At 69.0% G+C, this 13,433-nt stretch carries 12 protein-coding genes; 5 read left to right on the plus strand and 7 right to left on the minus strand.

What is annotated here, in order from left to right:
- Positions 1–2: 2 nt before the first annotated feature.
- The 6 genes from ABD286_RS03540 to ABD286_RS03565 all read right to left on the minus strand — a co-directional run bounded on the left by ABD286_RS03540 (position 3) and on the right by ABD286_RS03565 (position 6,620).
- On the minus strand, positions 3–1,052 hold the full coding sequence (locus ABD286_RS03540; protein WP_344190315.1) for a LacI family DNA-binding transcriptional regulator: 1,050 nt from the start codon (positions 1,050–1,052) through the stop codon (positions 3–5).
- A gap of 4 nt (positions 1,053–1,056) precedes the next feature.
- A complete protein-coding gene (locus ABD286_RS03545) occupies positions 1,057–2,406 on the minus strand; it encodes a GH1 family beta-glucosidase (protein ID WP_344190317.1) in 1,350 nt (449 codons plus the stop codon).
- Positions 2,407–2,408: 2 nt separating this feature from the next.
- Complete coding sequence (locus ABD286_RS03550) at positions 2,409–3,362, minus strand: carbohydrate ABC transporter permease (RefSeq protein ID WP_344190319.1); 954 nt, start codon at positions 3,360–3,362, stop codon at positions 2,409–2,411.
- A 7-nt stretch (positions 3,363–3,369) separates the two neighbouring features.
- Entirely contained in the window at positions 3,370–4,332 is a 963-nt protein-coding gene (locus ABD286_RS03555; RefSeq protein ID WP_344190322.1) for a carbohydrate ABC transporter permease, read from the minus strand.
- A gap of 6 nt (positions 4,333–4,338) precedes the next feature.
- Positions 4,339–5,634, minus strand: a complete 1,296-nt coding sequence (locus ABD286_RS03560; protein ID WP_344190325.1) for an ABC transporter substrate-binding protein — start codon at positions 5,632–5,634, stop codon at positions 4,339–4,341.
- 116 nt (positions 5,635–5,750) lie between these two features.
- A complete protein-coding gene (locus ABD286_RS03565; protein ID WP_344190328.1) occupies positions 5,751–6,620 on the minus strand; it encodes an ATP-grasp domain-containing protein in 870 nt (289 codons plus the stop codon).
- Between the two features lie 119 nt (positions 6,621–6,739).
- Here ABD286_RS03565 and ABD286_RS03570 point away from each other — a divergent pair, with 119 nt between their 5' ends.
- Both ABD286_RS03570 and ABD286_RS03575 read left to right on the plus strand, forming a co-directional pair.
- On the plus strand, positions 6,740–7,564 hold the full coding sequence (locus ABD286_RS03570; protein WP_344190330.1) for a DUF4097 family beta strand repeat-containing protein: 825 nt from the start codon (positions 6,740–6,742) through the stop codon (positions 7,562–7,564).
- Positions 7,561–8,172, plus strand: coding sequence for a PadR family transcriptional regulator (locus tag ABD286_RS03575; RefSeq protein WP_344190332.1), 612 nt, complete (start codon positions 7,561–7,563; stop codon positions 8,170–8,172). The genes ABD286_RS03570 and ABD286_RS03575 overlap by 4 nt, the downstream gene beginning before the upstream one ends.
- Here ABD286_RS03575 and ABD286_RS03580 read toward each other — a convergent pair.
- Positions 8,156–8,632 carry an RDD family protein gene (locus ABD286_RS03580; RefSeq protein WP_344190334.1) on the minus strand — a complete coding sequence of 159 codons (477 nt, stop codon included), beginning with the start codon at positions 8,630–8,632 and terminating at the stop codon, positions 8,156–8,158. The two genes, ABD286_RS03575 and ABD286_RS03580, sit on opposite strands and share 17 nt — an antisense overlap.
- Before the next feature lie 159 nt (positions 8,633–8,791).
- Here ABD286_RS03580 and glnA point away from each other — a divergent pair, with 159 nt between their 5' ends.
- The 3 genes from glnA to ABD286_RS03595 all read left to right on the plus strand — a co-directional run bounded on the left by glnA (position 8,792) and on the right by ABD286_RS03595 (position 13,359).
- The gene (gene glnA, locus ABD286_RS03585; protein WP_344190337.1) at positions 8,792–10,216 is read left to right on the plus strand and encodes a type I glutamate--ammonia ligase; all 1,425 of its coding nucleotides are present in this window, start codon (positions 8,792–8,794) and stop codon (positions 10,214–10,216) included.
- 330 nt (positions 10,217–10,546) lie between these two features.
- Positions 10,547–11,647 carry a cell wall-binding repeat-containing protein gene (locus ABD286_RS03590; RefSeq protein WP_344190339.1) on the plus strand — a complete coding sequence of 367 codons (1,101 nt, stop codon included), beginning with the start codon at positions 10,547–10,549 and terminating at the stop codon, positions 11,645–11,647.
- 122 nt (positions 11,648–11,769) lie between these two features.
- Entirely contained in the window at positions 11,770–13,359 is a 1,590-nt protein-coding gene (locus ABD286_RS03595) for an HNH endonuclease signature motif containing protein (RefSeq protein ID WP_344190341.1), read from the plus strand.
- Positions 13,360–13,433 lie beyond the last annotated feature (74 nt).

A 13,433-nucleotide genomic window follows, 5' to 3' on the forward strand; every position in this document is an offset into this window, starting at 1 on the left:
GTTCAGGCCGAGGCGCGCTCGACCAGCTCGGTGTCCAGCACGAGCTGCTGGTCGACCCGGCCCTCGCCCGAGCTGATCTGCGCGAGCAGCATCGTGGCCATCTCGCGGCCGATCTGCTCCATCGGCTGGTGCACCGTCGTCAGCGGCGGTTCGGCGACCTCCGCCAGCGGACCGTCGTCGAAACCCACCAGGGCGACGTCGCCGGGCACCGAGCGACCCGCCTCGCGCAATGCGCGCAGAGCCCCCAGGGCCATCGGGTCGCTGGCTGCGAAGACCGCGTCCACGTCGGGGCGCCGCGCCAGCAGGGCACGCATCGCCGCGGCGCCGCTGGCCTCGCTGAAGTCCCCGACCTCGACGAGCGAGTCGTCGACGTCCCGCCCGGACGCCTGCACGGCGGCGCGGTAGCCGTCGAGGCGGTCGCGGCCGGCGATCATGTCCTGCGGGCCCGCGATGTGGCCGACCGCGGACCGACCGCCGGCGAACAGGTGCGCCACTGCGTCCCGTGCCCCGCCGGTGTTGTCCACGTCGACGTAGCTGGCGTGGGCCAGTCCGTGGGGGCGGCCACAGAACACGATGGGCAGCCCCCGTCCCTGGATCAGGCCGGGCAGGGTGTCGGCGTCGTGCGCCGAGAGCATGAGGACGCCGTCGACGTGCTGCGGGGTGAGGTAGGTGTCCAGCCGGTCGACCTGCTCGCGGGTCTGCACCAGCGCGAGCACGAGCTGGCGCGAGGCCTCCCCCACGACCGTCGTGATGCCGCGGACCACCCCGGCGAAGAAGGGCTCGCCGAAGATCCGCTCCTCGGACTCGGAGATGACCAGCGCGATGGCCCCGGTGCGCCGGGTGACCAGCGCGCGGGCCGCCATGTTGGGCACGTACCCCAGCTCGTCGACCGCCTTCATCACGCGGACGCGGGTGCGCTCGGAGACCTGCGGCGAGCCGTTGATGACGCGCGACACCGTCCCCCGGCCCACACCGGCGCGGGCGGCGACCGCCTCGAGGGTGGGCTGCGCACCCGAACCGTGGGTCATGCCGTTCGTGGCACCTCTCGTCATGGGGTCAGTATTGCGTGCGCTCCCCCGCGAGGAACGCGGCATACCAGTGCCCGCTGTCCTTGATCGTGCGGACCTGGGTGTCGAAGTCGACGTGGACGATCCCGAACCGCTTCGCGTAGCCCTCGGCCCACTCGAAGTTGTCCATCAGCGACCACGCGAAGTAGCCGCGCAGCGGCACGCCGCCGGCGATCGCCTTGGCCCCGGCCTCGAGGTGCCCACGCAGGAAGTCGACGCGTTCGGTGTCGTGCACCGCGCCGTCCACGAGCTCGTCGTCGAAGGCGGCACCGTTCTCGGTGATGACCAGCGGGATGTCTCCGTAGTCACGGGTGACCCGCAGGAGGATGTCGCTGAGCCCCTCGGGGTCAACCTCCCAGCCGAGCGCCGTCGTCGGCAGGCCGCGGGAGGCGAAGTCGACCTCGCCGGTGCCAGGCAGCGCACCCGGAGCCACCACGTGCCGCGTGTAGTAGTTGACCCCGAGGAAGTCCAGGGAGGCACTGGTGACCTCGAGGTCGCCGTCGTGGACGAACGACAGGTCGGTCAGGTGCGCCACGTCGTCGACCACGTCCTGGGGGTAGCTGCCACGCAGGACCGGGTCGAGGAACCACCGGTTCGACAGGCCGTCGACGCGGCGGACCACGTCCTGGGTGCCGTGGCCGTCGTGGGCCGGCGCCACCGGGTAGAGGTTGAGCGTGATGCCCACCTGCGCCTGCGGGGCGCGCTCGCGCAGGGCCTGCACCGCGAGTCCGTGACCGAGCAGCAGGTGGTGCGACGCCGCGAGGGCTGCTCCCGCGTCGGAGCGACCCGGCGCGTGCCGGCCCGAGCCATACCCGAGGAAGGCCGAGCACCACGGCTCGTTGAGGGTGATGAAGTGCCCGACCCGGTCGCCGAGGGCGTCGGCGACGTGCGCGGCATACTCCGCGAAGCGGTGCGCGGTGTCACGCACCGGCCAGCCGCCGGCGTCCTCGAGCGGCTGCGGGAGGTCCCAGTGGTAGAGCGTCGCCCAGGGGGTGATGCCCTTGTCCAGCAAGGTGTCGACGAGCCGGTCGTAGAACGCCAGGCCGGCCCTGCTCACCGCGCCGGAGCCGGTCGGTTGCACCCGGGGCCAGGCGATCGAGAACCGGTAGGCATCGACCCCGAGGTCGGCCATGAGGTCGACGTCCTGGGCGTAGCGGTGGAAGTGCTCGACGGCGACTTCCCCGCTGTCACCACCCACCACGCGTCCCGGCGTCGCCGAGAAGGTGTCCCAGATCGACGGGCCGCGGCCACCCTCGGTGGTCGCCCCCTCGATCTGGTAGCTCGACGTGGCGACGCCCCACGTGAAGTCGGCCGGGAAGTCGCTGCGCGACAGGTCCATGGTCATCCTTTGACTCCGCCCTGCATGATGCCGCCGATGATCTGGCGGCCGAACACGATGAACACCACGACGAGCGGCAGCGTCCCGAGGAGCGTGCCGGCCATGACCAGCGCCTGGTCGGTGTAGTAGCCCCCGGACAGCCGGGACAGCGCGACCTGCACGGTCGGGTGCTCGGCGTCGAGGGTGAGGTAGGGCCACAGGAAGTCGTTCCAGCGCTCCATGAACGTCAGCAGCCCGAGGACCGCCGCGGCGGGTCGCAGGATGGGGAAGACGATCGAGAAGAAGATCCGGGTCGTCGACGCCCCGTCCACCCGAGCCGCCTCGATGAGCTCGTTGGGGATCGCCTGCGCGGCGTACTGCCGCATCATGAAGACCCCGAACCCGCTGACGAGGAACGGCAGCAGCGCCGAGGGCAGGGTGCCCGCGAGACCGAGCTTGCCCATGAGCATGTAGAGAGGCACCAGGCCGAGCTGGACCGGCACCATCATCGTGCCGATCACGATGAGCAGCAACGCATTTCGGCCCTTGAACGGCAGCTTGGCGAACGCGAACCCGGCCAACGCCGAGAGCACGACGACCGACACCGTGGCCAGTCCGGCGACGAGCACCGAGTTGAGCATCGCCTGGCCGAACATGACGTCCTGGTTGGCGAAGACACGCGAGATGTTCGCGCCGAGCTGGTCGCCGGGTGTCAGGGGCGGCGGGATCGACGTGATGTCGCTGTTGGGCCGCGAGGCCATGACGACCATGTAGTAGAGCGGTCCGGCGGCGATCAGCACCGAGACCGCGAGGGTGAGGTAGACCAGCGGGGTCGCCGGCGTGGCGGAGGTGCTGCGCGCGGCGGCGCGCGCGAGCGACCGGGTACGGCGCCTGCTCACCTGCGGTGATCGGTCGCCGCCTGCTCGGGGCGGCACGGTGGTCGCGGCGGGCACGACGGGGATCTGGGTCTGGGTCACGGTGTCCTCACTCGGCCGATCGGATCCGGCGCAGCAGCAGCACGTTGACCGCCGAGAACACGGCGATGAACAGGAACAGCACCCAGGCGACGGTGGCGGCGTACCCGAAGCGCTGGCCGGTGAAGGCCTGCTGGATGAGGTACATCGCCGCGGTCTGGAACTGCGCCGTCGTCCCCCCACCGATGGAGTTGGCGCCGGGGTTGAACAGCAGCGGCTCGGTGAACAGCTGGGTGCCGCCGATCGTGGCCACGACGGAGACGAAGATCAGGGTGGGCCGCAGCATGGGGACGGTGATCGACCAGAACGTCCGCCAGGCGTTCGCCCCGTCGATCCGGGCCGCTTCGTAGATCTCGGTCGGCACGGACTGCAGGGCCGCCAGCAGGATCAGCGCGTTGTAGCCGGTCCACCGCCAGTCGACCATCGTGGAGATCGCGAGCCAGGAGGACCAGCGGTGGTCCTGCCAGGCGATCGGGTCGACCCCGACGTGACCGAGGAGCCAGTTGAACAACCCGAAGTCCCGGCTGAACATCATCGTGAAGATGATGCCGACGGCGGCGACCGAGGTGACGTTCGGGAGCAGGATCCCCATGCGCCACAACGTCGCTCCGCGCAGCCGGGAGTTGAGCAGCTGCGCGAGGACCATGGCCAGGACCAGCTGCGGCACGGTCGCGATGACGAACATCGTGAAGGTGTTGAGCATGGCGTTCCAGAAGTCGGTGTCCGCCATCAGCTCGCGGTAGTTGCCGAGGCCGACGTAGCCCTCGTTCCCGGCGAGCAGGCTCCAGTCGTGCGTCGAGACCCAGGCCGTGTAGACGAGCGGGAAGAGCCCGAAAACGGCGAAGAGCAGGAAGAACGGCGAGACCATCGCGTACGGGGTGTACCGCGTGTCCGCGCGGCGCAGCCGCTGGCGCCACCGGGCCGGGTGCTGACCCGGTGGCGCCGAGCGGGGTACTGCTGTCGTCGTGGTCACGAGGGACTACTTCGCGGCCTTCGTGGCAGCCTTGACCGCCTCGGACCAGCCCTCGCTGGCGCTGCGCTGGCCGCCCTCGACGCTGCGCATGGCGTTCTCCACCGCGTCGCGGACCGGCTGGTTCTTGGCCCCGAGGTAGACCGGCTTGAGGTTGGCCGCACCTGCGACGAAGAGCTCGCCGACGGGGGCGTCGTTGAAGTACTCGTTCTTCGCGTCCTTGAGCGCCGCGTCGGCGTACAGCTTGGGGTTGGACGGGAGGTTGCCCGCGGCCTTGAAGGCGGTCAGCTGGCTGTCGCCCGTCGTGAGGAACTTCGCGAGCTCGACGGCCTCCTTCTGGTGCTTGCTCTGCGTCGGGACCCCGAGCCACGAGCCACCCCAGTTGCCACCGCCGCCGGGGACGGTGGTGATGTCCCACTTGCCGCTGTTGGCCTCGCCGGCCTGGTCCTTGATGTAGCCGGTCATCCACGCGGGGCAGGCGAGCGTCGCGAACGAGCCGTTCTTGAACCCGGCGTTCCACTCGGGCGAGAACGCCTTGAGCTTGGCGGAAAGCCCGGTGTCGACCATCTTGAGCGACTCGTCCCACGCCGATTTCACGGCCGGGTTGGACTCGATGACGAGCGCGTTGCTCTTGTCGAAGTAGGTGTGGTCACCGGACTGCATGAGGATCGAGTTGTAGGTGTTCGTGGCGCTGTCGACGAACTTCGCCTTGGGGTCCTTGATGCCCGCCTGGTACTTCTGGCCGGTGGCGATGTAGTCGTCCCACGTCGGCCAGAGCTTGCCGACCTCGACGCGGTCGGTGGGCAGGCCCGCCTTCTCGAACAGGTCCGTGCGGTAGCACATGGCCAGGCCACCGACGTCGGTACCGAGCCCGATCGTCGTCGCACCATCGGCCGTGGTGGCGTTCGTGTACTTCCAGGGGAGCCAGTCGTCCTTGAGCTCGTTGCTGCCGAACTTCTGGAGGTTGACGAACTTGTCGGCACTCTGGAGGAAGTTGACGACCTGCCCCTCCTCGATCGCGACGACGTCGCCTGCACCGGACCCGGCGGCGATCCGCTGGATCAGCTGGGTGTTGTACTTGCCGAGGTCACCCTCCGCGGTCTCGACGACCGTGATGTTCGGGTGGTCCTTCATGTACTGCGTGTAGAGGTCCGTGTAGCCGAACTTCCCGAACGTGCTCACCCGCAGGGTGATCTTCTCCCCCGAGGACGAGGGCGAGGATCCACCACCTCCGCACGCTGCCGTGAGGGAGGCCGTGGTGATCAGGACGGTGGCCGGCACCAGCCAGCGAGAACGTGAGTGCACCGTTGCACCTTTCGTCGGGCCCCCTCATGGGAGCGCTCCCGGACAGAGTGCGTCCGGCGGGTACGGCGCGTCAAGACTCTCGTGGGAGCCTTCCCATTTCGTGACCTTCCCGTGACCTATGCGGGCTCGTCGCCCTCGGCCAACTGCGCCACGATGCAATCGACGAACCGCTCCAGGGCCCGGTCGTCGACCCGGAGGAACAGGTCCGGCTCGATGAGCTCGAGCTCCATCACGGTGGGGACCCCGTCGTGCTGGACGAGGTCCACCCGGGCGTAGACGACCCCGTCGGGCACCAGGGCCAGCGCCGCCCGTGCCGTGGCGAGCTCGGCCTCGGTGACCTCGTGCGCGAGCTCGGAGCCACCGTGGTGCGCCTGGACCCGGTAGTCGCCGGCGGCCGGCACCTTGCGCACCGCGTGCGACACCTCACCGCCGAAGAGCAGGAGGGAGACCTCACCGTCCTCGATGCCGGGGGCGTACGGCTGCACGACGACGTCACCGAGGGCGACGATGTTGTCGAGGTGCTCGACGAGGACGGCCGATCCCACCTCACCCAGAGCCGCCCGGCGCGCTCCCCCGTCGACGGCAGGCTTGACGACGACCCTGTCCCACCCGGTGGCGGCCAGTCGGGCAACGACGTCCGACGCCCCGCGCGGCAGGACGAGCATGGGCAGCACGGCGATGCCGGCCGCGCCGAGCTCCGCGAGGTACCCCTTGTGCACGTTCCAGCGAATCACGTTGGGAGGGTTGATGATCCGGCTCTCGACATGGACGCGGTCGACCCAGGCGAGGAACTCCTCCAGCCGGTCGAAGTAGTCCCACGTCGACCGGATGACCACAAGGTCGTAGGCGCTCCAGTCGACGTCATGGTGCCAGATCACGACATCCGCCCGGTGGCCGCGGTCCTGCAGGAGGGCAGCCGCCTGCCGCGGCTCGGGGTCGACGTAGGACGGGTCGGACCAGGTGCAGAGGGCGATGCGGGACGTCATGGCGCGAGTCTGCCAAAGGCGCAGGATGAAGGGTCTTGCCGTCGCGTGATACGCGATATAACGTGAAGTCCGACAACGCGATATAGCGTGAAGCGACGAACGGTCAGAGAGGAACTCCCATGAGCCAGGAATGGTCGATCGACTCCCCCAGGGTGCTCGACATCGGCGGTGACGGTGAGCAGGTCGGCGCCCTCAGCGTCGCCGTCGTCGGGGGACGCGTCGACGTCGTGACCCACACCGACTCGTCCACGGCGCGGGTCGAGGTCGCCGATGTCCAGGGCATGCCGCTGCGCGTCGTGTGGGACGGCAGCAAGCTCAAGATCACCCACGGCGTCGACGGGTCGCGGATCCTCGACAAGGTGCGGCAGGCCTTCGACGGCCTCGAGCACAACCGCGTGGCCCTGAGCATCTCCGTCCCCGAGGACACCCGGGCCACGGTGAGCACCGTGAGCGCCACGGGCCTGATCGCCGGGCTGCGCAACGGGGTCAAGGCCAACACGGTGTCCGGCTCGCTCACCCTCGACGACGTCACCGGACCCGTCGACATTAACACCGTCAGCGGCGACGTCGAGTGCGGTGGCCTGCGTGGACCACTCAAGGTCAACTCGGTCTCCGGGTCGGTGACCGCCCAGCGCAGCGACGTCCCCGAGGTGAGCATCCACACCGTCAGCGGCGACGTGACGCTGGACCTGCTCAACGGCACCACGACGATCGGGTCCAACTCCGTGTCCGGCGACGTCACGGTGCGCTCGCCGCACGACGGCTACGACGTGAAGGCCAGCCTTGCCTCGGGGCAGGTCGTCATCGACGGCAGGACGTTCGACAAGTACTCGCGCCCGGCGAACGGTCGGCTGGCCGACGGCGCCGGCAGCCTGCGGCTCAAGGCGAACGCCGTCTCCGGCAACGTCGTGGTCCTCCAGTCGGTCTCCGGGAGCCCGGCATGAGCCCCGTCTTCGCGCACGGCCAGCTGCGGCTGTACGTCCTGGCCCTGCTCAACGACGGGCCCAGGCACGGGTACGAGGTCATCCAGGACCTCGAGCAGCGGTTCAACGGGCTGTACTCCCCCAGCGCCGGGACGGTCTACCCGCGCCTGGCCAAGCTCGAGGAGGAAGGGCTGGTCGAGCGCACCGACGAGGGCCGCAAGGCGGTCTACCGGATCACCGACGCCGGCCGCGCCGAGGTTGCCGCCCGCCAGGACGACCTGTCCAGCCTGGAGTCGAACCTCGACCTGTCGGTGCGCTCCCTCGCCGAGGAGGTGCGGTCCCGGGTGCGGGGGCAGACCAGCGACCTGCGCGCCGAGCTGCGGGCCGCGGCCCAGGAGGCCCGGCGCACCGCCACGCCGGTCGGTGGCCACGAGCAGTGGGGCGACAGGAGCACGTGGGAGGGCAACGGCGGGGGCGACCTCGAACGCGCCGTCCACCAGCTGCGCCAGGAGGCTCGCGACGCCTGGAAGCGGCACGGGCTGACCAGTGAGCAGACCCGCGAGATCGTCGAGATCCTCGGCGACGCCTCGGCGCGGATCCGCGAGGTGGTGGTCAGGTCCGGACGATGACGGTGCCGGCGGCCTTGTCGTGCAGGCCGCGGCCGTCGCGGTCCCAGAACATCGCCGGGATGAACGCGCACAGCAGCACGGTCCGCACCAGGGTCTGGAAGGGCCGCGGCGTGCGGCCGTCGGTCGAGTGGACGCGCAGGCCCACGACGCGGTGACCCAGGGTGGCGCCGACGGTGCCGACGAGGAGCAGGTTCTCGAGCGCGAAGAGTCCGAGCAGGATCGCCGTGTCGCGCCCGGTCGCCACGTCCGTGAAGGGGAGCGGGACCCTGAAGAAGGCGAAGGCGATGAGCTGGCAGACGGTCCAGTCGATGACGACGCCGAGGAGGCGGCGCCCGAACCGGCCGAGCGAGCCCACGCCACCGCGCGGCATACCGAGGCGCTCCCCCGGGTATGCCGAGGGGTCACCCGAGCGCGAACCCGGCCCTTCGAGCCAGGACCCGATGTCCCTGCGGTCGACCATCCCGGAAGCCTATGCCGCCGCCCTGTCGAAGCCACAGGCGGTGTAACACCCACGAAACATTCGGGTCATGGTCGGGCAACCTCCACCCGTTAGGGTCGACGTCGACAGCAGTTCAGTCATGGGCGGATCCCCTCCGTCCCACCAACAGGAGGCCCCAATTTGTTCAGCAATGCTGACGAGGTCCTGAAGTTCATCAAGGACGAGGACGTCAAGTTCGTCGACGTGCGCTTCTGCGACCTGCCCGGCGTGATGCAGCACTTCAACGTGCCCGCCAAGAGCCTGGACGCGGACTTCTTCAAGGAAGGCCAGATGTTCGACGGATCCTCGATCCGCGGCTTCCAGGCCATCCACGAGTCCGACATGAAGCTGGTGCCGGACCCCACGAGCGCGTACCTCGACCCGTTCCGCAAGGAAAAGACGCTCATCCTCAACTTCTCCATCGTCGACCCGTTCACCGGCGAGGAGTACTCCCGCGACCCGCGCAACATCGCTGCGAAGGCTGAGGCCTACCTCAAGTCGACCGGCATCGCGGACACCGCCTACTTCGGTGCCGAGGCCGAGTTCTACGTCTTCGACGACGTGCGCTTCGAGACCAAGCAGAACGCCAGCTACTACTACATCAACTCCATCGAGGCCGCGTGGAACACCGGTCGCGAGGAGGAGGGTGGCAACAAGGGGTACAAGACCCGCTACAAGGGCGGCTACTTCCCCGTGCCCCCGACCGACCACTTCGCCGACATGCGTGACGACATGTCCCTCGCCCTCGAGGAGGCCGGCCTGTCCGTCGAGCGCGCGCACCACGAGGTCGGCACCGCCGGTCAGCAGGAGATCAACTACCGCTTCAACACGCTGAAGCAGGCCGCCGACGACGTGCTGAAGTTCAAGTACATCGTCAAGAACGTGGCCTGGGAGGGCGGCAAGACCGTCACCTTCATGCCGAAGCCGATCTTCGGTGACAACGGCTCAGGCATGCACTCGCACCAGTCGCTCTGGAAGGACGGCGAGCCGCTCTTCTACGACGAGCGCGGCTACGGCGGCCTGTCGGACCTGGCCCGCTGGTACATCGGTGGCCTGCTCAAGCACGCCCCGGCGCTGCTCGCCTTCACCAACCCGACGGTGAACTCCTACCACCGCCTGGTCCCCGGCTACGAGGCCCCGGTCAACCTGGTCTACTCGGCCCGTAACCGCTCGGCCTGCATCCGCATCCCGATCACCGGTGACAACCCGAAGGCCAAGCGCGTCGAGTTCCGCGTGCCGGACCCGTCGGCCAACCCGTACCTCGCGTTCTCCGCGATGCTGATGGCCGGCCTCGACGGCATCAAGAACCGCATCGAGCCCCCGGAGCCGGTGGACAAGGACCTCTACGAGCTCCCGCCCGAGGAGCACGACGCCATCGAGCAGGTCCCCGGTTCGCTGCCGGCCGTGCTGGATGCGCTGGAGGCCGACCACGAGTTCCTGCTCGAGGGTGACGTGTTCACCAAGGACCTCATCGAGACCTGGATCGAGTGGAAGCGCAAGAACGAGGTCGACCCGATCCGTTTCCGCCCGCACCCGCACGAGTTCGAGATGTACTTCGACATCTAGTCGAGCTTGCCAACTTCCTCCCGGCTCAGTTGTGGGAGGACGAGCCCCGGCCAGGGATTCCCTGGCCGGGGCTCGTTGTAGGGCAAGGGGTGCGACCGATGCCAACCGATGACGAATCCCACTGTGTGGGCGTTTGCGACGAAATGGCTTCATCTCACGCACCTGCGCCCCATACTCGGCACGAACCGATTGCTGCGTGGTCGATCAGCGACCCGGGGTCGGTGACACGAGGGGCTGACCGTGAAGACTTCGAGGTTGCTGGTGGCTGCCTGCGCTACGGCACCCCTGCTGTGTTTGTCTACAGCGTTGGCGACGGCGGCGCCGACCCCGATGACATCCACGGGGACACAACGAATTGCAGGAGCCGATCGGTACGCGACATCGGCAGCGGTGTCGGCGAAGTCGTTCACTTCTCCGCAGGGCGCCGTCTTCGTCGCCTCGGGGCAGAACTTTCCTGACGCCCTCGCGGGGGGCGCCGCAGCGGCGAAGCAGGTCGGCCCCCTCCTGCTGACGTCGAGCTCCCGCTTGAGCGGGGCCACATCGAACGAGCTCAAGCGGCTACGACCCTCGAAGATCTACATCCTCGGCGGCACCGGTGCAGTCTCGGGCGCCACTGCTGTAGCTCTCAACGGGATCGCCCCCACGCAGCGCATCGGTGGCGCCGATCGTTATGCAACGGCTGCAAATACCTCCAAGGCCATCTTCACCAGCGCCTCGACGGTGTACATCGCCTCAGGACTGGGTTTCGCCGACGCCCTTGCTGGCGGACCTGCGGCCGCCAAGCAGGCCGCCCCCATGCTGCTCACGTCCGCGACCTCCTTGCCGGCGGCGACCCGCGCCGAACTGACACGCCTGCAGCCCAGTGCGGTGAAGATCCTTGGAGGCAACGGCGCAGTATCCAGCCGCGTCCAGAGCCAGATCCAAGCCGCCGTCCCCAGTGCGAGGATCACCCGCTACAGCGGGGCGGATCGGTATGCGACAGCGGCCTCCGTTGCGAAGGCGGTGTGGCCCAACGGTTCACGAACCGTCTTCGATGCCTCCGGAACGTCGTTCCCTGACGGGCTCTCCGCGACCCCGTCCGCAGCGGTGAACAAGGCCCCCCTGTTGCTGACCTCGAAGTCCTGCATGCCGAGCCCCACGGCGTCGGCATCCGCATCCCTCAGCCCGAGCCTGCGTGTCTTCGTCGGCGGCACTGGAGTCGTCACGACCAGCGGGACCGTCTGCGGAAGCACGCCGGTAGCACCCACACCGCCCCCGCCCCCGCCCACACCGCCGTCACCGCCGTCCGTGGACTACGACTGCGGCGACTTCTCGACGTGGCCCGAGGCCCAGGCCGTCTTCGACCGGTACTACCCCGCGTATGGAGACGTCTTCCGTCTGGACAGGGACGGCGACCTCATCGCCTGTGAAGACCTGCCTGGCGCGCCATAGCCTTCGTGCCCGCTCTGCTGCAGGACCTCCCGCGACGAATCATGTTCAGCTGTAGGTGAATTCACCACGTTCGGGTGTGGACAACTCTTTCGTCATCGTTCGAACACCTGTACGATTGGGGTATGTCGACCGCTCCCCTTAGCACCGTCCCCGACGCACTTGCGCCGGGCAGCTGGGGTGTGCGGAACCGGGACCTGTGGGACCGGACCGCCGCCGTTGCAGGACGGTTGAACCGTGCGCAGGCCGAGCTGGTCGACATCATCGACGAGGTCATGACCGGCGGTCACTGGGGTGAGGGCGGGTTCAAGTCCCCCGAGCACTACCTCGTCGTCCGGGCCGGATTGGCCCCTGCCCACGCCGCCGACATCGTCGCCGTCGCACGGCGCCGCACCGAGCTGACCGATGCCGGGACTGCACTGTCTGCCGGTGAGCTGTCCCTGGACCAGGTCGCGGTCCTGGCCCGCAACGTGCCCGCGAGTCACCAGAAGTCACTGACCCGATTCGCGCGCGAAGCGACCGTGCCCCAGCTACGCCGTGCGGTCCGGATGCACGCCTTCCCCGCCGACCCTGTCCCAGCCTCGACCGCCCCCGAAGCAGAAGCGACTATCACCGAACCAGAAGCGTCCGCCACGCCAGACGCTCGCGCGCAGGTGCAGGCCGACCACGAGGCGGCCCGTGCGTCGGCGGCGGAGGATCGGGCTTGTGCCAGGCCGGACCTGTCGATGTCGTATGACGCTGATGGTCGATTCCAGCTGCGCTACTCCGCCCCAGCCACCATCGGCGCGCTGGTCGAACAAGCCGTCAAGGAGGCCAAGGACGCGTTGTTCACCCGCCGCCGCGACACGGCCGCATCTGGCGAAGCCGGGAGCGATGCCGCCAGCGATGGCCGTGCCGATGGCGCCGAGTCGGGCGCAGGGCTGGGCCACAGCCAGGACCCGCACGCCGGGTTGCCGACGTATGCCGACGCGCTCGAGGAGATGGCCAACCGTTCCCTGGCCTCGATCACCTCGACATCACGGGCGGCGCACTACCGGGTGTACCTGCACCTGGACACCAACGGTGCCTGGGCCACCGGCGGGCACGCGATCCCGAAGCGACTGCTCGGGCGGTTCGTGTCGGATGGCGTGGTCCAACCCGTCTGGGAAACCCAAGGGCGACCGGTCTCGGTCGGGCGGTCGATGCGGATCCTGCCCGAACGCTCCCGACGCCTGGTCCTCGACCGCGACCGAGGCTGCCGGTTCCCCGGCTGCCCCACCACCAACACCGGCTTCGTCGAGATCCACCACCTGCACCCCTGGGCCGATGGCGGTGCCACCGACACCACCAACCAGATCAGCTTGTGCACCAAGCACCACGACGGCATCGACCGCGGCGACTACCAGATCACCGGCGACCCCGACCGACCCGACGGCCTGACCGTGATCAACCGGTACGGGCTACCCATCCGCCCACCCCGACCCGCAGAGACAGCCCCACCACCCGCCGGCGACCCACCCGTCCCGGCCGGCACCTACCGACCACCCACCGGCGGCAACGCCAGCTGGAACGACATCGAGCTCCCCTCCGACCACGAGATCGACCACCCCGAACTCGACCGCACCAGGCCACCAGGCCGCCCCACCCGCACACCCCGCACCCCAACCAAGCGCAGGACCACGTCCTCCGGAGCCGGGCTCGTCATCATCTCCGAAGGCCTCATTCCCTGGGAATGAGGCCTCGGCGGTACTCGACCACCACGACAGTGGACTCATCGTCGTCCCGCGATTTCGGACGCGCAGCGTCCGCA

Origin of the sequence: Pedococcus aerophilus, assembly GCF_039532215.1 — a bacterium.
Taxonomy (GTDB): Bacteria; Actinomycetota; Actinomycetes; order Actinomycetales; family Dermatophilaceae; genus Pedococcus; species Pedococcus aerophilus.